Genomic DNA, 26737 nt, shown 5'->3' with positions numbered 1-26737 from the left:
TGGGTACTCAAATCTGCCTATCGCGGATACCCAGAGAAGTCGGGTAGGTCCCCCACGATTTTCGGGTCACAGGACGCCGTTTTCACGACACTCTGGATGGGTCGGAGCCCACACGGGGTTTCGGCGAAAGAGGAGACACTGATGACGACCACCACCAGCACCGCATGCGTGACCTACGCGAACGTCTTCCTGCACCCGCTCCTCGACGACGGGGCCTCCCCCTCCTCCCGCGGCGAGCGCCGCGAGCAGCAGATGCTGCGCTCCCAGGCCGACAAGATGTGCGCCGGTTGCCCGCTGATGGCCCAGTGTCTCTCCGATGCGGTGACCCGTTTCGACGTCGCCGGCTACGTCGCAGGCACCACGAAGCGTCAGCGCCTGGAGATCCGCGCACGCCTCGGTGTGCAGGTCGACCCGGAGGACTTCGACACCTTCGCGGGCGTGAACTCCGGCCGTCAGTTCGACCGCTACGAGATCCACCGCATCCGCACCGCGAACCCCGATCAGCCGCTGAGCGTCATCGCCTCGAAGGTCGGCTGCTCGGTCTCGACCGTCAAGCGTCACCTTCGTCGCATCGAGCAGGAGGACGGCGTCCTGCGGCCACGCGTCAAGGCGACCCCGTCGCCCAGGCCATCGTCGCGATCGCGAACGAGGTCAAGACCGGCATCCGTCGCGCGACGGCCGCCTGACCCCTGTACCTGTCACCCGCGGTGGCGAGGCACTCCCTTGTGCCTCGCCACCGCTTCGTCTGTCCCGGACTAGGGTGTGGGGAGGCGCCCGACCGGGTGCGGCAGGGTGAGCAGGAGGTCGTTTGTGAGGCGGGTCATCACGTACGGGACCTTCGACCTCTTCCACGAGGGCATCGGCGCCTCCTCGAGCGGGCGAGGCAGCTCGGCGACCGCCTGATCGTCGGCGTGACCGCGGAGAGCTACGACAGGGAGCGCGGCAAGCTCAACGTCCGCCAGTCGCTCGTTGAGCGGATCCGCAACGTCACCGAGTCGGGGCTCGCGGACGAGGTGATCGTCGAGGAGTACGAGGGTCAGAAGATCCACGATATCCAGCGCCTCGACGTGGACGTCTTCGCGATCGGATCGGACTGGGTGGGCCGCTTCGACTACCTCCGTGACTACTGCGAGGTGACCTATCTCGACCGCACGAAGGGATCTCAAGCACCGGGCTCCGCGAGGCAGGGGGTGTGCTGCGGATGGGGATCGTCGGCGCGGGCAGGATCGCTCGCCGCTTCGTGCGCGAGGCCCGCTTCGTCTCCGGGGTCAACGTCGAGGCGGTCTGGACCCGTGACCCTGCCTCGGCGCGGACCTTTGCTGCGGAGTTCGAGTTGCAGTGGGCGAACGAGACCTACGACGACCTGCTGGCCCACGTCGACGCCGTCTACATCGCCACCCCCCACGAGACGCACGTGGAGTTCGCGACGCGGGCTCTCGAGGCGGGCGTGCATGTGCTGTGCGAGAAGCCGATGGCGCTGTCGGTGGCCGACCTCGAGGACCTGTACGCCTTGGCGGACGAGCGGTCGTTGGTGCTGCTGGAGGCGGTGAAGACGGCATTCGCCCCCGGTTTCCAGCGGATGGTCGCCATTGCGCGGAGCGGCACCATCGGCACCATCCGGGCGGTGGACGCGACGTTCACGAAGCTGATCGACAGCGGGCGGGAGGTGGAGTCGCAGGTCGGCGGTGCGCTGAGCGAGCTCGGCACCTATCCGTTCCTCGCGCTGGTCAAGCTGCTGGGCACCGATCCTGTCGATGTGTCGACCCGGGCGGTGCGCTCCGAGGCCGGGGTTGACCTCTTCGCCAGGGTCAATCTCGTGTACCCGCACGCGGTGGCCTCGGCGACCGTCGGGATCGGCGTGAAGTCCGAGGGTGACCTCGTGGTCTCGGGGACGCGGGGCTACCTCTATGTGCCGGCACCCTGGTGGCTCACCGAATACTTCGAGACGCGGTTCGAGGATCCCCGCAACAACCGGAAGTACTACACACCGTTCGACGGTGACGGGCTGCGCTACGAGCTGGCCGAGTTCGTGTCGATGATCACCGACGGCAACCGCGACTCCTTCCAGCTGCGGCGCGCAGATTCCCTGGCCATCGCGTCCCTGCTGGCGGGGCAAGGCGCGACGCGACGGAACTAGGCAGATGACCGGGCCCGTGGCAGTTGCGCTCCACCTCGGGGCAAGGGCTCTGGAGCGGGTCGGTGAGGGGCTGGGCATATCGTCACCCGGCTCCGCGACCACGCCCTCGCCGCGCCGGGAACCCACTGGGTGACCTACCGCGGCACGAGCGTCGTGGCCTCCCCGTGGACGTCCGCCACCGACGCCATCGCATCGGCCCTGGCCACCTGCGAGGCGGCCTTGGCCGAAGTTCCCCACACCACCGCGCACGTCGGCGCCGGGCTGCCTACGATCACAGTGACCGACTGGCAGGCTGCCCTCCGGGCGCTGTGCTCCTCCACCGAGGCGCCGCTGTACCTCGACGGTCTCCGCCCCGTCCCATGTCCCGCGCCTCCGCGACGGCACCGGCCTTGGTCTTCCGGGCGTGGGCCAACCAGGCCGGGAGGTTCGCGGCCGGTCCGGATGTGGGGGTCGTCGTCACCACCGGCCCCCTCGGCGAGCCGGAGCCGGAGTTCGACATTGACCTCGTCTTCACCTGGGTCGACGGCGGTGATCCTGCCTGGCAGGCACGGCGACAAGGGCGCGACACCTCCGGAGCCCTGCATCCGACCGCCACAAACGACGCGCGGTTCACGCAGATCGACGAGTTGCGCTACGCCCTACGGGCCGTCGAACGGTTCGCGCCGTGGAGACGCCGGGTGTTCCTGGTGACCGACCGTCAGCGGCCCGCGTGGTTGGCCGACGAGTTTCCGCACGTGACCGTGGTGGATCACACCGAGATCTTTGACGATCCGGAGGCCCTACCGACGTTCAACTCACACGCCATCGAGTCGCGATTGCACCACATCCCCGGCCTCGCCGAACACTGGGTGTACCTCAACGACGACGTGTTCCTGGCGCGCTACACGCCGCCATCCACGTTCTTCACCTCCGACGGGCGACTCCGCGCGTTCCTCGCCAGGGACCCGATCGCTGAGCCGACGCGTCAGCCCGACGAGCCGGTGGTTGCAGCGTCAAGGAACAACTCGGCGGTGCTGGAACGGCTGACCGGAGTCAGGGTCAGGCACAAGATGAAGCACGTACCGCACCCGCAGCTGCGCTCACTCACCTTGGAGCTGGAGTCGCTCGCGGCCGAGGAGTTCCACCGCACGCAGCTGGCCCCGTTCCGGCAACCGACCGACCTGTCGGTGGCGTCTTCGCTCGCCCCGCATTACGCCCTGGCCACAGGCCGAGGCGTGCCCGGGAGGTGAGACACTTCTACGCCGACGTAGCCTCCCGGAGCTGCGGTGGCGGTTGCCGCGCATCCTGGAATGGCGCGACGCCGAGGTCGTCTGCCTGAACGCAACCGCGGCCTCAGCTGGGGCCAACCGAGCCAGGTTAGCCGCCTTTCAGGCGCATTACTTCGCCTGACCTGAGGGCAGGCCGCATCCGACTAGATGAGCGCTGGCGCCCGACCACCTGTCAATCGCGTTGGAAAACATCACGGGTATAAACACGCTGTTTCACGTCATCCAGTTCAGACGTGTGACGATTGGCGATAATGACATCTGAGCGCTTCTTGAAATCGGTCAGGTCCGGATGAGGGGCACCCCGTTGAACACGTCGCCAGCCACACTCGGCTCATAGAGGACCACCGGGACCCCTCGGGCCTGGAGTCGGCTCACAATGCCCTGTATCGACGACGAGCGATAGTTGTCTGACCCCAGTTTCATGGCCAGCCGGTAGATGCCAACGATCTTTGGTTTCCGTTCCAAGACCTGTTCGACGATGAACTCCTTCCGGGTGCGGTTAGCATCCACAACCGCACTGATTAGGTTCTGAGGAACCCGGGAGTAGTTCGCTAGTAGCTGCTTGGTGTCCTTCGGAAGGCAGTATCCACCGTACCCGAACGAGGGGTTGTTGTAGTGCCCCCAATCCGAGGGTCAAGACTGACTCCGTCGATGATCTGGCGCGTATCGAGCCCAAAAGTAGCGGCGAATGTGTCGAGCTCATTGAAGAAGCTCACGCGCAGAGCGAGGTAGGTGTTGGAAAACAGCTTGATTGCCTCGGCTTCCGTGGCACCGGTCAGAAGCACTGCAACATGCTTGTCGGACGCGGCCGACCTGAGCAAGTTCGCGACGAAAGTTCCAGCCTCGCCCCGGTCGCCAACCACAATGCGCGACGGATGCGTGCAGTCAAAGAATGCCCGACCCTCCCGCAGGAACTCCGGCGAAAAAACGATCCGGGCACCGGCATGCCTTTCGGACAACGCCGCGGTGAACCCAACTGGCACCGTCGATTTGATAATCAAGACAATGCTAGGACTCTGTTCCAGGGCCTGCGCGATCACGCCCTCAACTGAGGATGTGTCGAAGTAGTTCGTCTCCGGATCATAGTCTGTAGGTGTGGCGACAAGCACAGCATCGGCCCCTCAAGAGCCTCCTCAAGCGAGCCGGTAGCCGTAAGGCTGACCGGGTGGTTTGCGAGGTAAGCCTCCAGTTCCGGATCTGCAATCGGTGAGCGGTGAGCGTTGACCAGATCGACGCGTCGAGCGTCGACATCGACCGCTACCACAGAGTGCTGTTGTGAGAGTGCAGCAGCGTTCGCCATACCCACGTATCCGAGTCCGACCACCGCGATCCTCACGCGAAAACCCCACTGACCCTGTTCGACCAAAGCGACAAGGCTGACGCGATCGCCATGTGCATATCCAGATACTGATATGTGCCCAGCCGACCGCCGAAGAACACGGACGGCAGACCACCAGCCAGATCCCGATATCGAAGTAGACGATCCCGGTCGCCCTTGGTATTCACGGGGTAATACGGCTCATCCTCACCCTCAGCGAACCGTGAAAACTCCCTCGTGATATAGGTCTTCTCCTGCTGGTAGTCCCGCTCAGGGTGGAAGTGGCGGAACTCATGAATGCGCGTAAACGGCACCTCCATGTCCGCATAGTTCATCACACTCGTCCCTGAAAGTCACCGACATCCAGGATCTCTGACTCGAAATCAAGCGTGCGCCAACTCAGCGACCCCTCCGCAAAATCAAAGTACCGGTCCAGTGGCCCTGTGTAGACGATCGGCAGCGCCCCCTCAGTCGCGCTACGGCTAAGGGCGTGCCCTTCGTCGAAGAAGTCAACCCCTAGGTGCAGCTCAATGTTCGGATGATCCGCCATCCTCTCGAGCCAGGCACCGTACCCATCAGCGGGCAGCCCCTCAAACGTGTCGTTGAAATAGCGGTTGTCGTAGTTATACCGGACGGGCAATCTGCTGATGATTTCCGCCGGGAGCTCCTCAGGTGCCGTCTGCCATTGCTTGGCAGTGTAGTCTCGGATGAACGCCTCATACAGGGGCCGCCCAATCAGAGAGATGGCCCGCTCCTCGAGGTTGCGTGCGTCACCGGACTCAAATTCGCTCGACTGGGAGGCGACCAGCGCTCTGGCCTCGCTCGGTCCCATGGCTGTTCGGAAGAACTGATTGATCGTACCAAGGTTGATCGGGAGGGGAAAACCTGCCCCTTGAAGGTCGAGTACACGCGGTGCTGGTAGCCCGTGAACGAGGTGAATCGATTTACGTACTCCCAGACGGCCACATTCGAGGTATGGAAGAGATGTGATCCATAGCGATGGATCTCAATGCCCGTTTCGGGATCAAAAGACGAATAGGCGTTGCCGCCGATGTGGTCCCTGCGCTCGACGATGGCGACTTTGAGGCCTGAGGACGCAGCGCGCTCAGCTAACGTGAGTCCGAAGAGACCGGATCCGACCACCAATAAATCCATGAGGCAACCTAACTATTTACGAGAAACAGACGCGGGCGGGCTCAACCGTTGAAGAACGCGCATAAAGAGGCTTCGAACAGGATCTCCCTCGTGATCGAGGAAGTCGCGGTGTGACACTTCCGACTGGCGTGAGAGATGGTCTTGAGAGTTGTGCAGAACCTGATACACCACACCACTCAAGTGCTTCGCGACAGTCTCATCGTCTCCCTGCCATGACCCCAGGGTGCCAATCATCGATGGCAGTGACGCGATGTACCCGCTCGCCGACTTGAGATGAGAACTCCCCGTCATGATGGAGCCCGCCCTCACTCGTCTGCCATACAACTCCACCCGCGCATGGGCGGCCCTTTCGGCAGCAACCATGATGGCGAACGTGAACGCATTGTCTTCGTGGATGATTCCGTCAATGAACCTAAGCCCCAACGATTCGATCAGGTGTCTACGGACGAGATAGAGGCAACAGCTGACCCGGTAGTCATGATGGCTGCGCTGCTCCGCTAATAACTCTGCCCCGGTCTGCACCCGGGTGTAGGAGCGAGAGCGGAGGTAGTACTTGCGGAGCGCGCGCCAAGGTTCGGTGGCACTCTCGCCGTCCAAGAAGGACCGTGCGTCATAGCCCATGACATCGAGGTCGTTCATCCGGGCGTAACCCACAAGCGCGGTCAGATCAACCGGGCGCAGGACATCATCACTGTCCAGGAAGCACACGTACTCCCCAGTTGCCTCCTCAAGCCCCGATTGCGCGCGCCGGAGAGTCCCTTGTTGCGCTGATGAATAACCGTCAACTGCGTGAAACGCTGTCGATACTCTTCGAGAATCTGCGAAGACAAATCGGTTGAGCCATCGTTGACGCAAATAACCTCGAGCGGGAGGTCGCCATGTAGCAGGACGCTGTCGAGACACTCGCGTAGGTACTCTTCCATGTTGTACACAGGAACGATGACCGACAGAACTGGATGCTCAACCTGTTCACGGTCACTCGGGGTGCGATCAACTGCCGCCACAGGTTCGTTGCCTGGCATCGCGCAGTCACTGACGAGATCAACGAACTGTGCCGCGAGATCGGGATCATGGAGGCTGGCAAGATCCACCACGTCGAGCCCGAGGCGCTCGAGCCAGCCGCCCTTTAGCGCCATGAGTAACGCTGACCTGCTAGCCGGAGCCAGTGTCCGAAGATTCCACATCGACAACTGAACGGCGTACGACAGGAAGTCCAATCTGTAGACCCCATAGAGACTTCGTGACTCGAGTTCCTCCCGGAGGCTCTCGAGGGCAAGCAGATAGTTGTTCCATGACCGCTCGCGGGTACGCGAAAGCGAAGAGCTGATCTCCCGACGCTGATGGATGAGCCGCTCATCGAGAACCGCAATACGATCGGCGACAGCGATGGCGGTCATGACAAACCGCAGGTCGTTGGTGGTGCGCAACTCCTGGAACTCAAGTCCTTCGCCGCGCACGAAGTCGGTTCGGAATAGCTTGTCCCATGCCCACCCTGGAACAGGCTGAAGATATCCTTGTGGACATGGCGCGGACTGAAGACAGGCTCTTCAGGCAGGAGCTCATTACGAATGCCATGCCTGATGGGCGTTCGCCCATCAGGCTCACCGTCCTTGAACGAGTCCGCGCGGAAAACGCAGATGTCTGAGGACGCTGCGACCGAAGCGGCGACCACCTTCTCCATCATGTCCAACTCGAGGACGTCGTCGGCGTCCAGGAAGAACAGGTAGTCCCTCTCGCGACACGGAGTTCCGCCCACGGTTCCGTCGACCGCCCATGACCCGTCGGATTAGGTCCTGGATCGTCAACAGAGATCTCGTGTGGGTCTGGCAATGACGCAGTCTCAACGATCAGAGTTGACACAGTTGATCACAGACGATGCTGCGCTTCAGAGTTGGGTTCGAGTTGCTCCCCAGGCTTGGGATCAGAGCAACAGCGTCGCAGAGCATTCGCTGTTAGATTTGAGCTCAGTGTCCGTGAAGCAGGATCGTTGTAGTTCCCGCGACGACGCAGCTGATACTCGGTCTCGACATGGTCAAAGAAACCTGACGGACTCGGGGCAAGTCGATCCAAGTTCCATCGGTACGCCTCGAACCGGCTCCTGAAAAATCGGACTATCGTCCGACACTCAAGATGGTCAATGAACTCCGGATGCTCGAATACTCTTCGGCGACAGCCAACCTGGCTCATCACAATCCAGGTGTAGTCGGGTCTGAATCCGCCGGTCTCGAGCAGTGATCTGGCGATGTAGTTGGTGAGGTTCGGAAGCCGAGTGCCGATCCGCGGAGGTGTTCGAGGCGGCCGTTGAGGGCTCGGTCGGACCGTTCGAGGTGCCGGGCGGTCGAAGTAGGCCAGCACATCGTCTGCTCGCTTCTTCAGTGTTCGGCGAGTGTGATCACCTCGCTCAACGCGGCGGGACGCCGTGGCTGACCGAGGCGATCAGGCTGGTCATCAGGGCCGGCTCTGGTCCGGTCGGGTTCACGGTAGGCGGCGATCATCCGTTGGTAGATACCCAGTGGCTTCGACCTCGACATGATCATCGCCGCGAACAGGGCAGTGAGCGGTCCTTCTGCCGGTCGGTGAGGAGGTCGGCGCCGGTGTGCAGGGTGCGGCGCGCCGAGTAGAGCGGGTCACTGGTGCGTCCTCGATGTCGTGGATGGCCTGTTGGACGCGTCTCCGGCATCGGTCGAGGGCGTCGCGGCGAGGCGGACGACGTGGAAGGGATCCATGACGGCGGTCGCGTCGGGCAACTCTTCGGTGGTGGCGGTCTTGAACCGGTGAACCCGTCCATCGCGACGACCTCAACTCTGTCGCGCCATGCTGTCGCGTTCGGACAGCCACTGCTTGAACGCCTGCTTGGAGCGCCTTCGACCATGTCGAGCAGCCTGCAGGCCTGTCGTCGGATGCCGGTCAGGTCGATGATCACGGTGACGTACTTGTTACCGCGGCGGTGTGGCGCCACACATGCTCATCCACGCCGATGGCCTTCACGCCGTCGAACCTGGTCGGGTCATCGATCAGGACCCGCTTGCCTTCAGCCAGGACCGCCGTGTTGGCGGTGTTCCACGACACCCCAGCCCTCGGCGACGCGGCGACGGTGAGGTGCTGAACTACCAGGCCCTCCAACGCCCACCGCAGCCCGCGGCGTGACAGCTTCGCCCGCGGCTCCGCGGCGAGGCTGGTGTCTTGTCGCCACACATGCCCGCAGCCGGTGCAGCGGTAGCGGCGGATCGTGACCAGCAACGTCGTCGGCCGCCAGCCGAACGGCTCGTGGGCCAACGGCCGCGTCACGGTGTCACGCGCGAGGCCCTCGCAGCCGCAACGTCGGCACCACTGATCCGGCTCCACCACCCGGCAGGCGAGGACCGCGCGGCCAGGCTCCAGCAGTTGGCCGGTGACCTCCAAGCCGAGCTCGTCGAGCCGACAGAACGAGGTCAGGTCAGGCAGGCGAACCCCGCCACAGGGTAGCATCAGACACGTCGAGGTCTTCCAGATGGGCAGTGTGAGAACTTCCATCATCGGAGACCTCGACCCTACCGGCCCGACGCGCCGAACAGCCCCTACACCTCATCTGTGATGAGCCCCAAACCTTTCCGGATCCTTCACAGAGGAGGCGGCGTTATCAGTCCGGTAATACAGGTACGCCTCGTCCACCAATACGACCTCAGTCGCAGCCGACCAGACCTTGAAGTTAAACCCAGCATCCTGATAGGAGGCACCGGGGCTCTCCAAGAAGCGTATACCGTTCTCCTCAAGGAAACTCGCCTTGTATAGGCCGGCCCAGATAGCTGGCCTTGCCCGGAAGATCCAGGGCTCAGACGCTGGGCGTAGAAGTTGGTTTGTCTTATCGGAAGGAAAGAGGGTGACTTTGCTGATCTCGATGGACGGCGCCGTCTTCACTGCGTTGAAGTTGCCCTTGACAACCTGCGCCCGACCGTCGCGGGACGCCTCATACAGCGAAGCGAACATCTTGGGGGACGCATAGTCGTCAGGTTCAAGGATTCCAACATACTCACCATTGGCATGACTGAGTCCAACATTCATGGACGCGCCATATCCGCTGTTCGGCTTGTGGATCACCTTGAATCTCGGGTCTCGCGCTGCGTATCGGTCCAAGATTACCGGCGATGCATCGGTCGAGCCGTCATTGATGCAGATGAACTCGATATCTTCTAAGGTCTGGGCGGCGAGGCTGTCCAACGCCTGTTCAAGGAAGGGGACAGCGTTGAACGTCGGCACCAACACCGACACCTTCGGACGAATCACTCTGCACTCCTGTGCCTTAGACTCCTGGAGAACTCGACGAGAGCCTCCCGAAACAGTTCGCCTGATGGATCCAAGACCCTCAGAACAGATCGTGCAGAGAAGGACCGTCGAAGGTCTTCGCGCAGCAGTTCGTACTGCTGTTGTAGCTCGGCGAGGTTCTGGGTCACAACATCCCTCTGGCGCTCGACCATGGACTTGTCTGCAACGGTAGAGAGTAACTCAGACCGGACGGATAACAGTGCGGACTGGAGCCCCGAGGTCTCCGCCCGTTGCGCTTCGGCAGCGGCGGCGACCCGTGCTTCCCTTTTCATCGTGGAGTCGCGACTCGCTCGGAGTTGGGAGTCGAGGTCGGCACCGCGTGCGCCAGCCAGCAGAATCGCATCCTGACGGTATAGCTGGCCAGAGTGCAACGCACGTCCCAGCTGGTATCCGTCAGCCCCGTCCCAACGGACCAGTTCCTCACGCTGAATATCCAAAAGGTAGAGGGGATACCTGCGGGCCAGTTCCAACACATCCTGGACGGGCATATGAAGGATCTCCAACATGACGACCGCGTAGTCAGCCGAGGACAGGAGATTGCGCGCGCCAGCTAGCGCGCGCAGTTCATAGCCCTCCACGTCGATCTTCATGCACACCGTCCGGGGGTACGGGGTACACACCGAATCCAACGACACCAGCCTGACGGGTACCCTGCTTGCGCTCGGCGGGTCTTCGCGAGAATCAGGCTCCGCGATGTGCGTCACACCGCTCCATTCCACGTCTACATCGAGGAACACGGTGTCCGCAGTGGAGGCGCCCACGGCAACCTCGGCGAGCTCGACCTGCCACGGCAGCTCCGTCAAAGTGGCCCTGAGGCACGGCAGGATCAGCGGATTCGGTTCGAACGCGATGACACGGGTCGCCGACAAGCCCCGCAGTCCGGCAAGCATTTCACCATAGTTCGACCCGACATCGAGAACCAGATCCCACTCATCCATGAGTTGGAGGGCCAGCTCCCAGAGCTTCAACGAGTTGGGATACGGAACACCTAGGTGAGCCTCAAGCTCCCGGCCGCGTGCGTCTTCAAGGGAGACGTAGATCGTCCGTCCGTTCGCGCATTCGACCGCGTCCATTTCCGGCTGCGTCAGATGAGCATCGCCACCGCTGCCCACCATCTTCACTCGCTTCCCAGGAGCCCATTCGCGAGACGCTCACTGAAGACGGCGACGGACTCAAGGGCCATCTCAAGATCACGGGAGAGCCTCTCGACAGAAGCCTCGAGCTCCCGGACCCTCGCCTCGTTGGCCTGCACAACTCGAAGAGCTTCCTCAGTCGTCCCTTTCACGCCCGCAAGTGCCTGCGTGACGACACTCTGGGAGAACTGCAGCGCATCCAAGCCCCGCTCCTGGGCAGCCGCATTGGCAGAAATGCCTCGCCCGATCGAGCCTGCAGTCTTCACCTGCCGAGCCACCGCCTTGCCGAGGCGCGAGTCGCCCTTGACCACCTGACGCCAGGTACGGGAAGCAAACAGGACCTGCAGTATTGCCATCAACCCCAGTAGCCCGAGACCGAAGAGGCCAGCCACGTGCTCCTTACCGGTGAGCCAGAAGACAATCGACAGCACGCTCAGGAGGGCCGACCCGGTCGCGAGCACCCACTCTTTCTTGGACAACTGCGGCACAAGGACTCCTTACGGCATGGCTGCGGCCAGACAGCACAGAACGGCGTGACCAGCAAAGGGCCGCCTCAAGTCCGTGCAGCCTACCACGTTGCCCCAAAGCTCTACCCTGAGGGGTGTCGCCGGCCCCAACTGGCCTTCACACCTCGGAGCTTCGCGGCCAAGCGGGGCGCGAGGCCGCCGGCTGGAGAGTTGGGCGGAGGTCCGAGCAGGGAAGCAGTTGCTTCGGCCTCGCGGATGCGGCGTTCGAGTTTCTTCCTGCCCCGATCCTGAGACCAGGCGCGGCGGAACAGCACGAAGAGTGACTGTGCATCGGCAGAGTCGTCCACCTCCGCGATGCTCTCAACTAGGTCCTCGCTCAGGGACACCGCATTATTCCGGGCAGCCCTGAACATCGAATGGGCAACATTCCCCAGCTCTCTATTGACTTCGTGATCGCCGAAGTCGCGACCATGAAGAATGCGGAGCATCGCCACCCAAACGAAGAAGTAGCCGCGCGCGGAGGCTAAGCGGCTACTCGCAGTCATGATGGACTCAGGACGCACCCTCCGTCCATAGAAGCCCACCGAAGAATGGCCGACCCGCCCTGCCTCGGCAAGAAGTCCAAAAGTGAAGAGATTATCTTCATGAATCAGACCGGGATAAAAACCAATCCCCTTCTCGACCAGGAAGTCTCTCCGTGCAATGTAGAGACAGGAACTGGCTCGATATTCGCCCTCTTTATTCATGGCCGTTGCCATGTCTGGCCCTGTTGTCACCATCGTGTGGACCGAGCGTTGGTAATACGTCGCATACCTGGCCCAGACATCATCGTCGACGCCTTCCTCCCGGATCGACACTCCATCGAAAAGGAGAACGTCCAGGTCCTCCGAGTCGGCTCGCGCAACGAGGCCGGCGAGACTATCCGTCAACCAGACATCGTCACTGTCAAGGAAGCAGACGTAGCGTCCGGTAGCCGCCCCAAGACCAGCATTCCGCGCGGCAGAGAGCCCACCGTTGGCCTGATGGATCACGTGCACACGCGGGTCGCGAGTTGACATCTCGTCCAGCAGTTCACCAGAGCCATCGTTCGACCCATCATCGATACAAATGATCTCGCAACGGACCCCTGATTGCTCTTGGGCGCTCGAAACCGCCACCGCCAGGTAGGCGAGTGAGTTGTACACGGGGATGATGACGGAAACATCGCAACCCTCTTGCTGTGTGCGAGCGCCAGCAGGAGGACCCGGCTCGCGGGCCGTCCAATTCTCCACAGGTTGCGCCTTGGCGATAGAGGAACGTAGGAGGTCACGCGTTTCGCGGGCGTTTCTTCGAGCCGCCTCAGCCGCCTCCCTGCTCTCTTGGAAGAGGAAATCTGCAGCGTTCTGTGTCTCGAACCGCCGGTATACAGCTGCCAGGTCGGCGCGCAGGAAGTGCTCGTCAGGCAACCCCTCAACCCGAATCTGTCGAGCACTTCCAAGTCGAGGGCGTCGTAGAGTCGCAGGAAGGATTCTGCGCTGTTCTGGCGCCTGAGCGATGAAGACGACATCGATATCGCCAAGTTCGTGAAGGCCCTTTGGTAAGTTGGCAATAGTCCTTCGTGCGCGAGTCGATCGCGGATCGCCGCCAGCGCTTGGGTAAACTCGAAGGGATCCTCGGCGATGGTTGCCTGAAGACTGGACTGCTGCTGCACACGGTAGGTGATAAGAACCTCATCGACATATGAGATCCGCTGCGACAGCGCCAGCGCAAGGAAGGTGAAGTAGGCGTCGTTCGTCCGCTTGAGAGACTGAAACACCACTCCCTTCCGGAGCAAGAACTCACGATTGAACAACTTGTTCCACGCCGCTGAGTTGAAGGCAAAGAAGAGTCGGTCCCCGACATCCTGCGGTGCGAAAGGAAGCGACCTCGGAAGCAGCTCAACGCGCAACATCCAGTCGGCCCGTTCCGTATCACCGGTGAGGGAGTTGAGGGTTTGGTAACGACAGGCGACGACGTCGGCCATGTCGGTTTCGGCACGCTTGGAGAGCGTCTCAAGAAGGCTGGGCATGAAGAGGTCATCGCCGTCCAGGAAGGAGACGTATCGACCCTTCGCCAGAGCGAGACCGGCATTGCGGGCGTCACCCGCAGACCCTGTTGCAGGGCCAGGGACCACCCGGACTCGCGGGTCACACTTCGCGAAGGATTCCATGATCGCTCGCGAGTCATCCGTGGATCCGTCATCGATCAAGATGATTTCGAGGGAGTCGAGGGTCTGTGCACCGATGCTCGCCAGCGTCGCTTCAAGCTGTGCCCCGCAGTTGTGCACTGGGACGATCACCGAGACGGCGGGTATGTTCGACTCTTCCAGTCTGTTCCCTCGCATGCTGCTAAATCCTCTTCTCAGGCCCATGCGGGTCTGCTCGCTCGAAACTCGAAGGAACAGGGTAGTAGCCCTCAAGAAACTGCTGTACGCGCTCCGGGGCGATCGGTTCCTGACCGGGAACCGGCGCATCATTCAGACAGAACACCTCACGGTCGCGAAGGGTCAGCCGTTCAAGGCGAGGGTCATGACTGGCGTCCATCAGGTTGACGTAGGTGTACCGGAGATCACCCGGGACGGCGCGGCCGGTGATCTGCGCGTAGTAGTGATGCAGTTGGTCAGCCACAATGTCGGTGTGGTGCCTGAACGGGCGGCTCCATGTACGGACGTAGTCTCGGTTGAAGCGCTCTTCGAGCTCCTCGTTCACGGAGCGCAGCTGCGGGTGAGGCGTGTGTTTAATAGCCCGAGAGATGGTTACCTGAAATGCTTCCTGCAGAAGGTTACGCATGTTTCGACTCAGGTTGAAATGAGGCTCTTCTAGGGCGTTGACGGCCCAAACCGACGGCGGTTGGTAGCTGGCGACACGAGCGCGACGCCAGACCCCAGGAAGAACCTCTGAGGTCGCATCCAGCGCCCCAGGAACACATCATCGTTTACATAGATGTAATGCTCTGCCAAGCCCTCAATATGGTGGAGGTTCGAGATGATGCTATTCGAGTTGAAAGACGGTAGGTACTCAGTCGAGCGGAATATCTCTTTATGATCGACAATACGGATTCTAGGGTTCAACATATCGAGCCAGTCGGGCACCTGACCGTCGGTGACAATGTAGATTCGACGGAGCCACGGGGCAAAGTAGTCGAGAGACCGAAGAGAGTACTTGAGCTCATCCCGACTGGTGAACCGAGACGCCATCGTAGCCTCTGGATGATAGGTGACCCAGCCTCTCGGGCCGCGGCGGCTCCGCGTCGGGTCAGCCACTCCGGGTCGGCGCCATCCACCCATGTGTAGACAGCGTCAATCGGGAAGTCGATGTCGTCCAGCATCCTTCTCGTGAGCGCCTTTGGCGTCCGGCTCGGCACGCCGTTCCAGCTGGTCGGCTGGAGTTGGAAGTCTTCCATGGCAAGTTGTCTGGAAGCCCTGTTTTCACGGGGACCGATCATGTATTCCACGCCGGCTTCATGCTCCGAGCGCCAGACTTCCACTGAGCACCCATACTCCGAGCCGACAATCCACCCACTGCCGCCGATGTCTCTCGGAGCGTAGATAGTGACGATCGCGTCAGCGCTCTCCAGTAGTTCAAGGATGTGATCACGGCTCAGCGATTCGATGGGAGTTCCCGACGAGTTCGACCTAACCCAATACCCTCGCGCCCCCAACTCCTGAATCGCCTGAGCAACTCGCGAACTGTCCCTCACGTCGACTCCCAGCACACCGGCGGGGTCAGTGTCCGCTGCGATCAGCCACGGCTCTACCCATGCGCCTGGAGTTGCTCCTGCAAGGCGGAGAAGGTGGCCACTGCCAGATCTAGCGGACGGGCCTGCGTCTCAGCGGCACCATGACGGCGATAATTGCGCTGCTCTGTCCGTCGACCCGCAACTTTCCGCGCCCCCGTCAAGGCTCCTCGGACAAATCGTCTGGTGTCGGGAGACAGTGCTTCATAGACTTGTCTCAAGGGGCGGGTCAGCAGATCAGAAATCGTTCCCATCTCAATCCTCATCTCGGCTCGGGAAGCCTCGCTCACACTACTGGCGGACGACCGTGTGCCGTCATCTTCCAGTGCGTCGACCACTTCAACTTCTTCCTCCGCCTGGACGGCCGCTGCAGCCAGCCGTCCATCCAGCCCTCCCACCAGGTCTGGCTGGCGTTCTCCGGCAGATCACGCAGCAGATGGTGCAACGTCCACGAGGCCACGTACAGCCAGGAGAACGGCCAGTGTAGACAGCGACGCGCCAGCCACACCCGGTTGCGCGCATTCATGTAGTGCAACTCCTTGTGGCGTGCCTGGTCGACGACAGGGTGCGCCACCTCGAGGTCGCCCCGGTACTCGACCCTCCGGCCGGTGTCCCAGACCCGCCAGGCCAGCTCGATGCCCTCGTGCGCGTAGAAGAACTCGCCGGGCCAGCCCCCAGTGGCGTCGAAGGTGTCCCGCCTGAGCAGCACCGCCGTCTCGAGCACCGAGAACACCTCACTGCTGCGGGCCGGGTCGCCCTTGCGGAGCCTCGGGATCCACCGTCGGGGTTCCTCGCCCCTGCGGTCAGGGTCGATGATCCTCGGCTGCACCATGCCGAGCGTGTCGTCGGCGCGGAGCAGCGCGACGCCGTCGGCGAGGAACGTGTCGGACGGCAGCCAGGAGTCGTCGTCCAGGAAGAAGAGGTACTCGCCCTCCACCTCCGCCGCCCCGCGGTTGCGGCCTGCGGGAATTCCGAGGTTCTCCCCCAACAGGTGCACGCGCATCCCCGCGGGGGCCTCCACGGGGCCCGAGCCGTTGACTGCGACGACCGTGTCCAGCTCGACGCCCTTCTGGTCGCCGAGCGAGGCGAGCGCCCTCTGCAGCGCGTCGGCGCGGTTGCCCATGGTGAGGACGACGACCCCCACCCGGTACGGCGCGCTCATTGCGCCGCCAGTCGGGGCGACTTCCAGATCGCGATGAAGTGCCCGCCGGTCACAGGCCAGATCAGCACGGTGACGAAGACGACGTACCAGGGCCACAGCGCAGGGAAGAGGAGCGCGACGAGCGCGACCACGAGCGAGGCCAGGGTGAGCTCGATGGAGTGGAACATGCGGTGGAGCGGGACGAACCCGGCGAGCCGACGGAGACGGCCCAGCAGAGAGGCGCCCCCGATGGCGCGGACCGCCTGGGTGTCGGGCAGCCGCGGGAGGTCGGCGTTCGTCCGGGCCAGCGTCACCATCATGTTCAGCGACTTGTTGAACCAGATGCCCGCTGCCAGGAGCGCACCGGCGAACATGAACCGCCAGTCGGTGGGGTCGGTGGCCAACGCAACGGAGACGCCGAGGAACAGACCGATCGACCCTTCAGCCACGTAGTGGCCAACCTGATCCAGGAAGATCCCCTTCGGGCTCATCGCGCGTCGCCACCGCGCGACCTCGCCGTCGCAGCAGTCGAGGAGCATCTGCAGCTGGGCCAACAGCGCCGCGACGAGCGCACCCCATGGCGCCGGCAGCAGAAGGGCCGGGCCGGCCAGCCCACCGACAATGATCATCAGCCAGGTGACGCCGTTGGCCGTGAGCGGGGTGCGGACCAGGAGCCACGTCAGGTAGATCGAGAGCCGTCGCATGTAGAGCGTCCCGGTCCAGTGCTCGGCGGAACGAGCCATCACCCAGTCGGGTTGGACGGCGGCCCTCAGCTCATCGAGGGAGGGTGCGGCGGGCCGGTCGAGGGTCACTGTCGGTTCCCTCGTAGGCCTGCACGACCTCGTCCGTCGGGCCGTCCATCACCAGCACGCCCTTGTTGATCCAGATCGTGCGGGCGCACGTGTCGCGGATCGATGTCATGGAGTGCGAGACCAGGAAGATGGTTCCCGCCTCGGTGGCCAGTTCACGGATGCGCGCCTCGGAGCGCTTACGGAAGGCCTTGTCGCCGACGGCGAGTGCCTCGTCGATGATGAGGATGTCGTGGCTGCGGGCGGCGGCAATCGAGAACTTCAGCCGGGCCTGCATGCCGGATGAGTAGGTGCGCATCGGCAGGTCGAGGGAGTCGCCGAGGTCGGCGAACTCGGCGATCTGCGGCTTCAGCACCTCGAGTTCGTCACGGGTGAAGCCCATGGCCAGGCCGCCGAGGATGATGTTGCGGGAGCCGGAGAGGTTGGGGAGCAGCGCGGCCCCACCCCTAGGAGATTGGGCCGCGACCTGGCGTAGACGGCTCCGGAGGCGGGAGGTGTCAGGCCGGTGAGGGCGCGCATCAGCGTCGACTTGCCCGAACCGTTGGAGCCGATCACACCGATCGTCTCGTTCTCGTAGGCGGTGAATGAGATCCCCTTGAGCGCATGCACCTCACGCACCCCACGCGTCATGTTCAACAGTCCGCTCCGGGCATTTCCCGCCGACTTCCCGGAGGCGAAAACGCGGTACTTCACGTGCAGATCATCGACGATGACCACCGGCACGCGACCGCCGATCCCGCTGTCAGTCCCGGCCATAGCGCTCCTCGGCACGCCAGAAGAACACCGCTCCACCCACGAACACAAGAATGGAACTGACCGCCAGGATCACCCAGTATGAGTTGGGGTAGCCCGGGGCCCCGATGAGGTGATGACGGGCGATCCTGAGCACCTGGTAGAGCGGATAGAAGTCGAAGATCCGCAGCAGCACGGGATGACCGGCGAGGATCTTGTCGACGGCGAACAGCACGCCCGACATGTAGAAGAGGAGCCGGCTGATGAAGGGCAGCAGTTGTGTCAGGTCGGACACGTGCACGGTCAGGCGGGCCGTGATGAGGCCGATACCCGCGCTGAACAGTGTCAGACAGGCCACCAGCGGAACCATGTAGAGCCATTCCCATCGTGGGAAGTGGCCGAACAGCATGAGGATGGGGACGAGTACCGCGAGCATGAACAGAAACTGCAGGAACCGTTCAATGGTCGCAGCCAACGGGAGCGTCATGCGGGGGAAGGCGAGCGACTGCACCAGGTTCCGGTTGCCGGTGAGGGACTTCGAACCGTCGTTGAAGCAGCCCTGGAAGAACTCGAAGAGGAACACACCGATCACGACAAAGGCCGGGAAGTCCGGTGGGCGGTTACCGCCCTGCAGCACCCCGAAGATGAGGCCATAGATGCCGGCGTTCAGCAAGGGGCGGAGGACCACCCAGGCCAGGCCGAGTCGGTTGCTCTCCAAACCCGCGCGCATCCGGTAGCGGGCCATGGTGACGATGAAATCACGGCGCCTCCATACCTCCAACAGATACCTGTGGAAAGGAGGCCGAGCACCCACCCTGGGCAGGTTCGCTGCCGCGGATGAGGTCGTGGACGTCACGTTTGGGATGCCTTTCACAAAACGATCGAGCACCATGCCGAGGATGCGTCTTCCGATCGGCGACCGGTGGCGCCGAACCGCCGGTGAGAACCGTCAGTGTTGGTAGTGTACCCAGCCAGCCTCTGGGCGCCCAAAACGGCCTCATGAAGCTTCTTCGTCCTCGGCCCCGAACCAACGGTCCAGTTCGGCGACAGTGCCCAGTTCCTCGAAGGTTCCGGTGACGGCGTCGGCCGCCTCCCGCACCTCGTCGGCCGCGTCACCGACCGCGACCCCACGGCCAGCCCACTCGAGCATCTCGATGTCGTTGCGGCCGTCGCCGATGGCGAGCACGTGCGCCCTGTCGATCCCGAGCGCCTCGCAGACGATCTGCAGACCGTGCGCCTTGTCAACGCCCTGCGGGGCGATGTCGAGCCAGGCCGACCAGCCGATGAAGTAGGCCACCTCGTGAAGCCCGAGCTGCGCGACGACCTCGGAGAACTTCTCCTCCGTGCTCTCAGGGTCTCTGACGATGACGCGGGAGACGGGTCGCGACGCCAACTCGTCGATGGTCTCAATGGTGACCTCGCCCTGCAGCTCACCGGGCGGGAACTCCCGGCTGACCCGCCAGTCGAGCCCGTCCTGGACGGCGATCCGTGCACTGGGCGCCACGTCGGCGACCTGCCGCACCACGGACGCCGGATCGAACCGGGTCTCATGGCGCACCTCAAACGGCGGGTGGGTCACCACCATCGCCCCGTTCGACGACACGGCCCAGCCCGCCGGAAGGTCGAGCTCCTCGAACACGGTCTGGGTTGCGAGCCACGATCGGCCGGTCGACAGCACGACGGGCACGCCGGCATCGACGACGCGGCGCACGGCGGCATGGACCTCAGGAGGCATGACCCCGAAGCCGTCGACCAGGGTGCCGTCAATGTCGAGGGCCACCAGCTTCGGGGTGAACTCCATCTGATCGTCGACCTTTCGTTCCGGCCGGTGCAGCCACCGGCCCAGCCAACCGGTCACCTCAGGCGACCGGCTCCAGGACCTCCCGGCCACCGAGGTAGGGGCGCAGCGCCTCGGGGACGTGGATGGACCCGTCCATCTGCTGGTGGTTCTCCAGCAGCATGATGATGATGCGGGTCATGGCACACAGGGTGCCGTTCAGCGTCGCGACGGGACGCACACCGTCCTCGAAGCGGCCACGGATGTTGAGCCTGCGCGCCTGGAACTCGGTGCAGTTGGAGGTCGAGGTGACCTCCCGGTACCGGTTCTGCGTCGGGAGCCAGGCGTAGCAGTCGTACTTGCGGGCGGCGCTCAGCCCGAGGTCGCCCGAGGCGACGTCGAGCACCTCGAACGGCAGCTCGAGGGCCTCCAGGAAGGACTTCTCGTAGCCGAGGAGCTTCTCGTGCCAGGCCTCCGCGTCGGACGGGTCGCAGTAGACGAACATCTCGACCTTGTCGAACCAGTGCACGCGGAAGATGCCGCGGGTGTCCTTGCCGTAGGAGCCTGCCTCGCGGCGGAAGCAGGGCGAGTAGGCGGCGTAGGTGCGCGGGAGGCTGCCGCCGTCGAGGATCTCGTCAGAGTGGTAGGCGGCGAGCGCGACCTCGGAGGTGCCGACGAGGTAGAGGTCGTCCTCCTCCAGGTGGTAGACGTCCTGCGCGGCCTGGCCGAGGAAGCCGGTGCCCTCCATCGCCGACGGCTTGACGAGCGCCGGCGGAATCATGGCGGTGAAGCCCCACTCGGTGGCCTTGCTCATGGCGAAGTTGAGCAGCGCGAGCTCGAGCTGGGCCCCGATGCCGGTGAGCACGTAGAAGCGCGAGCCGGAGATCTTGGTGCCGCGCTCCATGTCGATGGCCTTGAGGCCCTCGCCCAGCTCGAGGTGGTCCTTGGGCTCGAATCCCTCGAGAGCGAAGTTGCGCGGGGTGCCGACGCGCTCGATGACGACACCGTCGTCCTCGCCGCCCTCGGGGACGCCGTCGAGGACGAGGTTGCCGAGCTGCTTCATGAGGTCGTCGAACCTGGCCTCGGCCCCGCTCGTCTGGGCCTGGGAGGCCTTGACGTCGGCGGCGAGCTCCCTGGTGCGGGCGAGGAGGGCCTGCTTCTCGTCGCCCTTGGCCTGTGCGACCTGCTTGCCGAGGGCCTTCTGCTCGGCGCGCTGGGTCTCGGACGCGAGGATCGCGGACCTGCGCGACTCGTCTGCGGCGATGAGTTCGTCGACAAGCTCGACCGAGGCCCCGCGGGCGGCCTGGGAGCGCCGGACGCGGTCGGGATCTGCGCGCAGCCACTTCGGATCAATCATGGGGCCAACATTACCCACCGGAGGCGGCTCCACCGCCCCGGTTTCCCGGTTGGGTCGCTCGCCCCTCTGGCGTCCTCCCAGCAGCCGGGGGCCGGCAGGAGGCGTCGAACGTCAGTCCACCCCGCACACCGAGCGACCAGCTGCCCTACCGGAGAAGATGCAGCCCCGAGGAACGTGCCCTCAAGCGCGTTGTACCCGTGCACCCCGCCGCCCCGAACCCGGCCACCTCCCCCGCCGCGTACAGCCCGGGGATCGGCCTCCCATCAGCACCGAGCACCCGGGAAGCGAGGTCTGTCTGCAGGCCACCCAACGTCTTGCGCGACAGGATGTTCAGCCGGACGCCGATCAGGGGCCCGTGCGCAGGGTCGAGGATCCGGTGCGGCTTCGCGACCCGGATCAGCTTGTCGGTGGTCGACCTCCGAGCGTTGTGGATCACCATCACCTGGATGTCCTTGGTGAACGGGTTGTCCATCTCGCGATCCCTCGCGACGATCTGCGCCTCGACGGCGGCCTCGTCCAGCGCGGGCCCTCGTGTGATCGCGTTCATCTTCCCGATCAGTTCCCCGAGGGTGCCTGCAACCACGAAGTCGACCCCGTGCTCCTTGAACGCCTCGACGGGCCGGGTGCCCCTTCGCGAGCCGCGACCGCAGCAGGAACCCGACATCGCGCCCCGTCATGTCCGGGTTCTGCTCAGAGCCCGACAGCGCGAACTCCTTTTCGATGATCGACTGCGTCAGCACGAACCACGAGTAGTCGTGGCCCGTGGCGAGGATCTGCTTCATGGCGCCGATCGAGTCGGCCCCGGGCACTCCGCTCATGCCGCGCAGCCGCCTCCCTTCCGCGTCGAACCACATCGCCGAAGGCCCGGGCAGGATCCGGATGGCGTGGTCGGGCCACACCGGGTCCCAGTTGTGCACGCCCTCCGTGTAGGCCCACATCCGGTCGCGGTTGACGACGCGGTCGCCGGCCGCCTCGGTGATCCCGAGCATCCGCCCGTCCACGTGAGCGGGCACCCCGCTGATCAGGTGCGACGGCGCGGGCCCCACCCGGCCGGTGGGCCAGTTCGCGCGCATCAGGGCATGGTTGTGCCCGATACCCCCCGACGTGACGATCACCGCGTCAGCGCGCTCCTCGAAATCACCCACGACAGTGCGCGAAGACGACACCCCGCGCGGAGCGTCGTCCTCCTCCAGCACCGAGCCCCGCACCCCGACAACGGCGCCACCCTCGACAATCACCCCATCGACCCGGTGCCGGAACCTCAGAGCAACCCGGCCGGCCCGTTCGTCGGCGAGCACCCGCTCGGAGAACAGCTCAACGACCCGCGGCCCGGTGCCCCACGTGATGTGGAAGCGGGGTACGGAGTTGCCGTGCCCGCTCGCCGACCCCTCGCCCCGCTCGGCCCAGCCGACGAAAGGCACCGCGCTCCAGCCGAGCCCGCGGAGGTAGTCCCGCTTCCCATCGGCCGCCCACGCGACGTAGGCGCGGGCCCACTGCTCACCCCAGACGTCCTCGTCATCGAGCCTGTCGAACTGCGCGGAGCCGAACCAGTCCTGCATCGCCAACTCCAGCGAGTCGTGGATGCCCATCCGTCGCTGCTCCGGGCTGTCCACCAGGAAGATGCCGCCGAGCGACCAGAACGCCTGACCACCGAGGTTGTTGGCGTTCTCCTGGTCGAGGATGACGACGCGGCGGCCGCCCTGTGCCGCCTCGTAGGCGGCCACCAGCCCCGCAAGCCCCGCCCCGACAACGATCACGTCGGCCCTGAAACCCATGTCGCTCCCCCGTCGCAAGCACTGCCTGCCCCATCCTCCGGCATCACCGCAGGCCGCGCAGAGAAACCACGCGATGCCGGCCCCCTCCCACCGCGGGTGAGGGCCGTCGGTTTTGTCAGACCCTCCCCGTACCTTCATGGGTGAGGCGCAGGGAGATGGTCCCAGCGCACCCGATAGCCTGAAGCGAGACGGCATGAATCAGCAGCACCCAGCGGGCTGGTACTCCCAGCCTGACGGGTCCCAGCGTTTCTGGGACGGACAGCAGTGGACGAACCACGTGGCTCCGGGGCAGGCACAGGCCGCGGGCCTCACCGCGCCCCAGCCCACGGGCCCCACTGAGCCCCAGGGCACGGCGCCGCGACCGTGGTTCAAGAAGAAGCGGATCGTGATCCCGTAGCCGTCCTCGCCCTCGCGGGGCTCGGCGGGGCACTGGGTGGCGGTGCCGGCGACCCGGCCGCCCCGCCCGCTCCCCCTCGACCTCTGCCGTTGCATCCCCGACGGCGCCCGCTTCGGCCGCGGTGGAAGAGGCCGTCGTCCCTGACCCGACCCCGAGCCGACGGCCGCCCCGGAGACGGTCAGCGCAGCCCCGACCCCAGCTCGGCGGCACCCCCTGAGGAGACGGCCCCGGAACTGAGCACTTCACAGGCTCAGGCGGTCCGCCAGGCCGAAAACTACCTGGCCTTCCAGGCGTTCTCCCGCCTGGGGCTGGTCGGGCAGCTCGAGTACGAGGGCTTCTCCACCGAGGACGCGACGTTCGCCGTCGACGCGCTCGACACCGACTGGATGGCCCAGGCCGTCACGAAGGCCGGCTCCTACCTCGAGTTCCAGGCGTTCTCCGAGAAGGGCCTCACCGAGCAACTCGAGTACGAGAAGTTCACCGCCGAGGAGGCCGCGCACGGGGTCGCGACGGTAGACGTCGACTGGATGGAGCAGGCCGCGCTGAAGGCGAAGTCGTACATGGACTACGACGCCTTCTCACGCTCCGGGCTCATCGACCAGCTCACGTTTGAGGGCTTCTCCTCCGAGCAGGCGGCGCACGGAGCGGACTCGGTCGGCCTGTAACAGCTGCCCCGCGGGGCGCGCCCCGGTGACAGGTGGCGCGGGAGGGACGGGTAGGGAAGAATTGTCCGGACAAGCCGCTTGGCCCATCCCCCGCCCCTCCCGCTGGAGCAGCATGCATCCCGACACCCTGAGCACGTCCTTCGAACCGGGCGAATCGGCCTCGCCAACCTCCGGCGACGGCATCGCGAGCCTGGTCGGGCCCGGCCCCGACAACCCGTTGACCGGCCGCCCGGGCACGGCTCCTCGGGCCTGCATGCGCTGGCGGTCACCTGGGAGCGACCCGGGTTCGCCGAGGCGGGGGTGGTCGACGGCCCCGTGCGCATCGGAGCGATGTCGCGGCTCTCCTACGACGTCTTCCTCGACGCGGCCCTTGACGACCCCGAACCGCCCGCCGCGTTCGTGGCCCTCGACCTCGTTCTGGACGACGGCTCCCGCCTCTCGGAGACGGCGCCGGTGGACGCGCACGGCACGGCCCTGACGGCGCGCGCCCAGGGCGGGTCCCGGATCCTTCTCCCGGGCCAGTGGAACCGGGTGGCCTGCGACCTGGGCCACCTGGCCGGGCGCACCGTCACCCGCCTGGTCGTCGCGGTCGACGCCCCCGCCGCCGGGCGGGTGTGGCTCGACGACGTGGCCATCGCCCCGCTCGCCCCGGCCACCGACCCCGTCGATCTGGTCGACACCCGTCGCGGCTCCAACTCGGCGTTCCTGCTCTCGCGCGGGAACACCTACCCCGGCGCGGCCCGTCCCAACGGGGCCCTCATCGTGTCGCCGATGACGAACCGCGCACTCGACTGGTTCTACGCCTGGTCGGCGCACGACACCGACTCGGGCCGCCCGGCGCTCGAGGGCATCGCGCTGACCAACCAGCCGAGCCCCTGGATGGGCGACCGCAACCAGCTGATCCTCACCCCCACCTGGGGGTCGACCGGCGCGCCGCACACCTTCACGCACGCGGCCGAGGAGGCGCGACCGCACCGCTACGCCGTCCGGCTGGATGACGGCCCGCTCGTCGAGATGACGCCGACGACGCACGGCGCCATCCTGCGCCTGACCACGCCCGGCACCCCGGGCCGACTCGTCCTCACCCAGGGGGTTGCGGAGGGCGCCTCCAGATTCACGCGACGCACCGACGGGCTGTGGGTCGGGTGGGTCGACAACGGTTCAGCCCTCTCGGAGGGGCGCAGCCGCCTCTTCGTGGCCATCGCGTTCGACGTCGACTCCCGCCCCGAGGGCGATGCGGGCATGCTCCTCAGCGCCGGCCCCGGCGAGAGGGTGTGCGCGCGGATCGGCACCTCTCTGATCTCGGTCGACCAGGCCGTCCACGTGCTGCGCGACGAACTCGACGCCGACTTCGATGCCGTCCAGGCCGACGCCCGCGCAGCCTGGTCGGAGCGGCTCGGGGTCCTCGGGCTCGAGGGAGCATCGCGCGACGAACAGATCAGCGCCTACTCGTCGCTGTACCGCGTGAACCTGTTCCCGAACTTCAGCGACGAACTGGTCGACGGCGAGCGCGTGCACGCCAGCCCCGTGCTGCCGCATCTCTGCGGGTCTGACGACGAGCGCACGGGCGCGCAGGTGGTGCCCGGCCGGATGGCCGTCAACAACGGCTTCTGGGACACCTACCGGACGGCGTGGCCGCTGTACGCACTGGCCTATCCTGCCGAGGGCGCCGCACTGGCCGACGGCTTCGTCGCGCAGTACCGCTCGGGTGGGTGGATCGCGCGCTGGTCGTCTCCCGGCTATGCCGACCTGATGACCGGCACCAGCTCCGACGTGGCGTTCGCCGACCTCGACGCCAAGGGCGGCCCGCTGCCCGACCGGCACGCCGTCTACCGGGCGGGACTCCGCAACGCGACGGCGCGGCCCACCGAGGCGGGCGTCGGCCGCAAGGACCTCCGCTGGGTGTACCGGGGCGTCCCGACCCCCGACTCGCACGAGCCGGTCTCCTGGGCATTCGAGGCGTCGCTCAACGACCATGCGCTCGGCCTGATGGCGGCCCGACTGGCCGACGACCCGTCACTCGATGGGCGTGCGGCCCGGAGGCTGCGCGACGAGTCGGCCTACCTGCTCGGCCGCGCCTCCGGCTACGTGAACCTGTTCGACGAGGCCACCGGCTTCTTCCAGAGCGTGCACCTCGACGGGTCGTTCCGCACGCCCGCCGACGCCTACGACCCGCGCGAATGGGGCGGTGACTACACCGAGGCCAACGGCTGGTCGTTCGCCTTCCCGGCCCCGCACGACGTCGCCGGCCTCGCTCACCTGGTCGGCGGCCGCGAGGCGCTGCGGGAGCGACTCGACACGTTCTTCGCCACCGTCGAGGATGGCTCGCTGCCCGGCACCTACCCCGGCCACATGCACGAGATCACCGAGGCGCACCTGACGCGCGCCGGCCAGTTCGCCGTCAGCAACCAGCCGGTACACCACATCCCGTTCCTGTACGCCTTCACGTCGACGCCGTGGCGCGTGGGCGAGGTGGTCCACGACGCGCTCCGCCGCCTCTTCCGGGGCTCCGACCTCGGCCAGGGCTACCCGGCGACGAGGACAACGGCGA

21 protein-coding genes and 9 pseudogenes are annotated in these 26737 nt (G+C 65.0%); 7 read left to right on the top strand and 23 right to left on the bottom strand.

Annotated elements, in window-relative coordinates; translation table 11 throughout:
* Positions 1–141 precede the first annotated feature (141 nt).
* The 3 genes and pseudogenes from G7085_RS13505 to G7085_RS13495 all read left to right on the top strand — a co-directional run bounded on the left by G7085_RS13505 (position 142) and on the right by G7085_RS13495 (position 2137).
* Positions 142–759, top strand: coding sequence for a WhiB family transcriptional regulator (locus tag G7085_RS13505; RefSeq protein ID WP_197511385.1), 618 nt, complete (start codon positions 142–144; stop codon positions 757–759).
* A pseudogene (locus G7085_RS35030) lies at positions 708–1052 on the top strand (adenylyltransferase/cytidyltransferase family protein); the annotation flags it as partial. The gene G7085_RS13505 and the pseudogene G7085_RS35030, both read left to right, overlap by 52 nt.
* A 149-nt stretch (positions 1053–1201) precedes the next feature.
* The gene (locus G7085_RS13495) at positions 1202–2137 is read left to right on the top strand and encodes a Gfo/Idh/MocA family protein (protein WP_197511384.1); all 936 of its coding nucleotides are present in this window, start codon (positions 1202–1204) and stop codon (positions 2135–2137) included.
* 134 nt (positions 2138–2271) lie between these two features.
* On the opposite strand, the gene G7085_RS13490 is transcribed toward G7085_RS13495, so the two are convergent.
* Positions 2272–2457 (bottom strand): hypothetical protein, encoded by a 186-nt coding sequence (locus G7085_RS13490; protein ID WP_197511383.1) that lies wholly within the window; start codon positions 2455–2457, stop codon positions 2272–2274.
* A gap of 39 nt (positions 2458–2496) precedes the next feature.
* Here G7085_RS13490 and G7085_RS13485 point away from each other — a divergent pair, with 39 nt between their 5' ends.
* The gene (locus G7085_RS13485; protein WP_197511382.1) at positions 2497–3366 is read left to right on the top strand and encodes a Stealth CR1 domain-containing protein; all 870 of its coding nucleotides are present in this window, start codon (positions 2497–2499) and stop codon (positions 3364–3366) included.
* Between the two features lie 211 nt (positions 3367–3577).
* On the opposite strand, the pseudogene G7085_RS13480 reads toward G7085_RS13485, so the two are convergent.
* The 22 genes and pseudogenes from G7085_RS13480 to G7085_RS13390 form a co-directional block, all read right to left on the bottom strand.
* Positions 3578–4741: pseudogene (locus G7085_RS13480) on the bottom strand (nucleotide sugar dehydrogenase).
* Positions 4738–5555, bottom strand: a pseudogene (locus tag G7085_RS13475) (UDP-galactopyranose/dTDP-fucopyranose mutase family protein). Before G7085_RS13475 ends, G7085_RS13480 begins: the two co-directional pseudogenes overlap by 4 nt.
* A complete protein-coding gene (locus G7085_RS32705) occupies positions 5459–5878 on the bottom strand; it encodes an NAD(P)-binding protein (protein ID WP_331715667.1) in 420 nt (139 codons plus the stop codon). The pseudogene G7085_RS13475 and the gene G7085_RS32705 overlap by 97 nt, the downstream one beginning before the upstream one ends.
* A gap of 12 nt (positions 5879–5890) precedes the next feature.
* Positions 5891–6801, bottom strand: a pseudogene (locus G7085_RS13470) (glycosyltransferase).
* Positions 6802–8083: 1282 nt separating this feature from the next.
* Positions 8084–9346 (bottom strand): annotated as a pseudogene (locus G7085_RS13460) (ISL3 family transposase); the annotation flags it as partial.
* A 96-nt stretch (positions 9347–9442) separates the two neighbouring features.
* Positions 9443–10114 (bottom strand): glycosyltransferase, encoded by a 672-nt coding sequence (locus G7085_RS13455; RefSeq protein ID WP_197511379.1) that lies wholly within the window; start codon positions 10112–10114, stop codon positions 9443–9445.
* Positions 10115–10137: 23 nt separating this feature from the next.
* The gene (locus G7085_RS13450; protein ID WP_197511378.1) at positions 10138–11295 is read right to left on the bottom strand and encodes an FkbM family methyltransferase; all 1158 of its coding nucleotides are present in this window, start codon (positions 11293–11295) and stop codon (positions 10138–10140) included.
* Positions 11296–11297: 2 nt separating this feature from the next.
* Entirely contained in the window at positions 11298–11774 is a 477-nt protein-coding gene (locus G7085_RS13445) for a hypothetical protein (protein WP_231979503.1), read from the bottom strand.
* Positions 11775–11902: 128 nt separating this feature from the next.
* Positions 11903–12937, bottom strand: coding sequence for a glycosyltransferase (locus G7085_RS13440; RefSeq protein WP_331715993.1), 1035 nt, complete (start codon positions 12935–12937; stop codon positions 11903–11905).
* A 515-nt stretch (positions 12938–13452) separates the two neighbouring features.
* A pseudogene (locus G7085_RS26195) lies at positions 13453–14142 on the bottom strand (glycosyltransferase); the annotation flags it as partial.
* A 4-nt stretch (positions 14143–14146) separates the two neighbouring features.
* Positions 14147–14587: a stealth conserved region 3 domain-containing protein gene (locus G7085_RS13430; protein ID WP_197511375.1), complete on the bottom strand. Its 441-nt coding sequence runs from the start codon at positions 14585–14587 to the stop codon at positions 14147–14149.
* A 29-nt stretch (positions 14588–14616) separates the two neighbouring features.
* Positions 14617–14994 (bottom strand): hypothetical protein, encoded by a 378-nt coding sequence (locus G7085_RS35025; RefSeq protein ID WP_408647110.1) that lies wholly within the window; start codon positions 14992–14994, stop codon positions 14617–14619.
* 50 nt (positions 14995–15044) lie between these two features.
* Positions 15045–15125, bottom strand: a pseudogene (locus tag G7085_RS35020) (Stealth CR1 domain-containing protein); the annotation flags it as partial.
* 694 nt (positions 15126–15819) lie between these two features.
* On the bottom strand, positions 15820–16695 hold the full coding sequence (locus G7085_RS13420) for a glycosyltransferase family 2 protein (RefSeq protein WP_197511373.1): 876 nt from the start codon (positions 16693–16695) through the stop codon (positions 15820–15822).
* Positions 16692–17486 (bottom strand): CDP-alcohol phosphatidyltransferase family protein, encoded by a 795-nt coding sequence (locus tag G7085_RS13415; protein WP_197511372.1) that lies wholly within the window; start codon positions 17484–17486, stop codon positions 16692–16694. Before G7085_RS13415 ends, G7085_RS13420 begins: the two co-directional genes overlap by 4 nt.
* A complete protein-coding gene (locus tag G7085_RS26190; RefSeq protein ID WP_231979501.1) occupies positions 17449–17865 on the bottom strand; it encodes an ABC transporter ATP-binding protein in 417 nt (138 codons plus the stop codon). Before G7085_RS26190 ends, G7085_RS13415 begins: the two co-directional genes overlap by 38 nt.
* Complete coding sequence (locus G7085_RS26185; RefSeq protein WP_231979500.1) at positions 17832–18239, bottom strand: ATP-binding cassette domain-containing protein; 408 nt, start codon at positions 18237–18239, stop codon at positions 17832–17834. Before G7085_RS26185 ends, G7085_RS26190 begins: the two co-directional genes overlap by 34 nt.
* Positions 18226–18960, bottom strand: a complete 735-nt coding sequence (locus G7085_RS13405; RefSeq protein WP_197511371.1) for an ABC transporter permease — start codon at positions 18958–18960, stop codon at positions 18226–18228. The genes G7085_RS26185 and G7085_RS13405 overlap by 14 nt, the downstream gene beginning before the upstream one ends.
* 252 nt (positions 18961–19212) lie before the next feature.
* Entirely contained in the window at positions 19213–19998 is a 786-nt protein-coding gene (locus tag G7085_RS13400) for an HAD family hydrolase (protein ID WP_197512877.1), read from the bottom strand.
* A gap of 76 nt (positions 19999–20074) precedes the next feature.
* The gene (serS, locus tag G7085_RS13395; RefSeq protein WP_197511370.1) at positions 20075–21349 is read right to left on the bottom strand and encodes a serine--tRNA ligase; all 1275 of its coding nucleotides are present in this window, start codon (positions 21347–21349) and stop codon (positions 20075–20077) included.
* 145 nt (positions 21350–21494) lie between these two features.
* On the bottom strand, positions 21495–21821 hold the full coding sequence (locus tag G7085_RS30455) for an FAD-binding protein (RefSeq protein WP_269451861.1): 327 nt from the start codon (positions 21819–21821) through the stop codon (positions 21495–21497).
* A 211-nt stretch (positions 21822–22032) separates the two neighbouring features.
* Positions 22033–23124 (bottom strand): annotated as a pseudogene (locus G7085_RS13390) (FAD-binding dehydrogenase); the annotation flags it as partial.
* Positions 23125–23317: 193 nt separating this feature from the next.
* On the opposite strand from G7085_RS13390, the gene G7085_RS13385 reads away from it, so the two are divergent.
* The 3 genes and pseudogenes from G7085_RS13385 to G7085_RS13375 form a co-directional block, all read left to right on the top strand.
* Entirely contained in the window at positions 23318–23521 is a 204-nt protein-coding gene (locus tag G7085_RS13385; RefSeq protein ID WP_197511369.1) for a DUF2510 domain-containing protein, read from the top strand.
* 89 nt (positions 23522–23610) lie between these two features.
* A complete protein-coding gene (locus G7085_RS13380) occupies positions 23611–24186 on the top strand; it encodes an Ltp family lipoprotein (protein WP_197511368.1) in 576 nt (191 codons plus the stop codon).
* 330 nt (positions 24187–24516) lie between these two features.
* A pseudogene (locus G7085_RS13375) lies at positions 24517–26688 on the top strand (glycoside hydrolase domain-containing protein); the annotation flags it as partial.
* Between the last annotated feature and the right edge of the window lie 49 nt (positions 26689–26737).

Origin of the sequence: Tessaracoccus coleopterorum (genome assembly GCF_011174705.1) — a bacterium.
Classification (GTDB): domain Bacteria; phylum Actinomycetota; class Actinomycetes; order Propionibacteriales; family Propionibacteriaceae; genus Arachnia; species Arachnia coleopterorum.
Note: the sequence above shows the minus strand (reverse complement) of the source record. Positions and strands in the feature narration are given on the sequence as shown.

Coding starts and splice junctions, on each gene's coding strand:
- G7085_RS13495 (WP_197511384.1), top strand. CDS start 1,202: ATGGGGATCGTCGGCGCGGGCAGGATCGCTCGCCGCTTCGTGCGCGAG.
- G7085_RS26190 (WP_231979501.1), bottom strand. CDS start 17,865: ATGGGCTTCACCCGTGACGAACTCGAGGTGCTGAAGCCGCAGATCGCC.
- serS (WP_197511370.1), bottom strand. CDS start 21,349: ATGATTGATCCGAAGTGGCTGCGCGCAGATCCCGACCGCGTCCGGCGC.
- G7085_RS30455 (WP_269451861.1), bottom strand. CDS start 21,821: ATGGACAACCCGTTCACCAAGGACATCCAGGTGATGGTGATCCACAAC.
- G7085_RS13430 (WP_197511375.1), bottom strand. CDS start 14,587: ATGCGTAACCTTCTGCAGGAAGCATTTCAGGTAACCATCTCTCGGGCT.
- G7085_RS26185 (WP_231979500.1), bottom strand. CDS start 18,239: ATGGCCGGGACTGACAGCGGGATCGGCGGTCGCGTGCCGGTGGTCATC.
- G7085_RS32705 (WP_331715667.1), bottom strand. CDS start 5,878: ATGGATTTATTGGTGGTCGGATCCGGTCTCTTCGGACTCACGTTAGCT.
- G7085_RS13420 (WP_197511373.1), bottom strand. CDS start 16,695: ATGAGCGCGCCGTACCGGGTGGGGGTCGTCGTCCTCACCATGGGCAAC.
- G7085_RS13505 (WP_197511385.1), top strand. CDS start 142: ATGACGACCACCACCAGCACCGCATGCGTGACCTACGCGAACGTCTTC.
- G7085_RS13450 (WP_197511378.1), bottom strand. CDS start 11,295: ATGGTGGGCAGCGGTGGCGATGCTCATCTGACGCAGCCGGAAATGGAC.
- G7085_RS35025 (WP_408647110.1), bottom strand. CDS start 14,994: ATGGCGTCTCGGTTCACCAGTCGGGATGAGCTCAAGTACTCTCTTCGG.
- G7085_RS13485 (WP_197511382.1), top strand. CDS start 2,497: ATGTCCCGCGCCTCCGCGACGGCACCGGCCTTGGTCTTCCGGGCGTGG.
- G7085_RS13405 (WP_197511371.1), bottom strand. CDS start 18,960: ATGGCCCGCTACCGGATGCGCGCGGGTTTGGAGAGCAACCGACTCGGC.
- G7085_RS13385 (WP_197511369.1), top strand. CDS start 23,318: ATGAATCAGCAGCACCCAGCGGGCTGGTACTCCCAGCCTGACGGGTCC.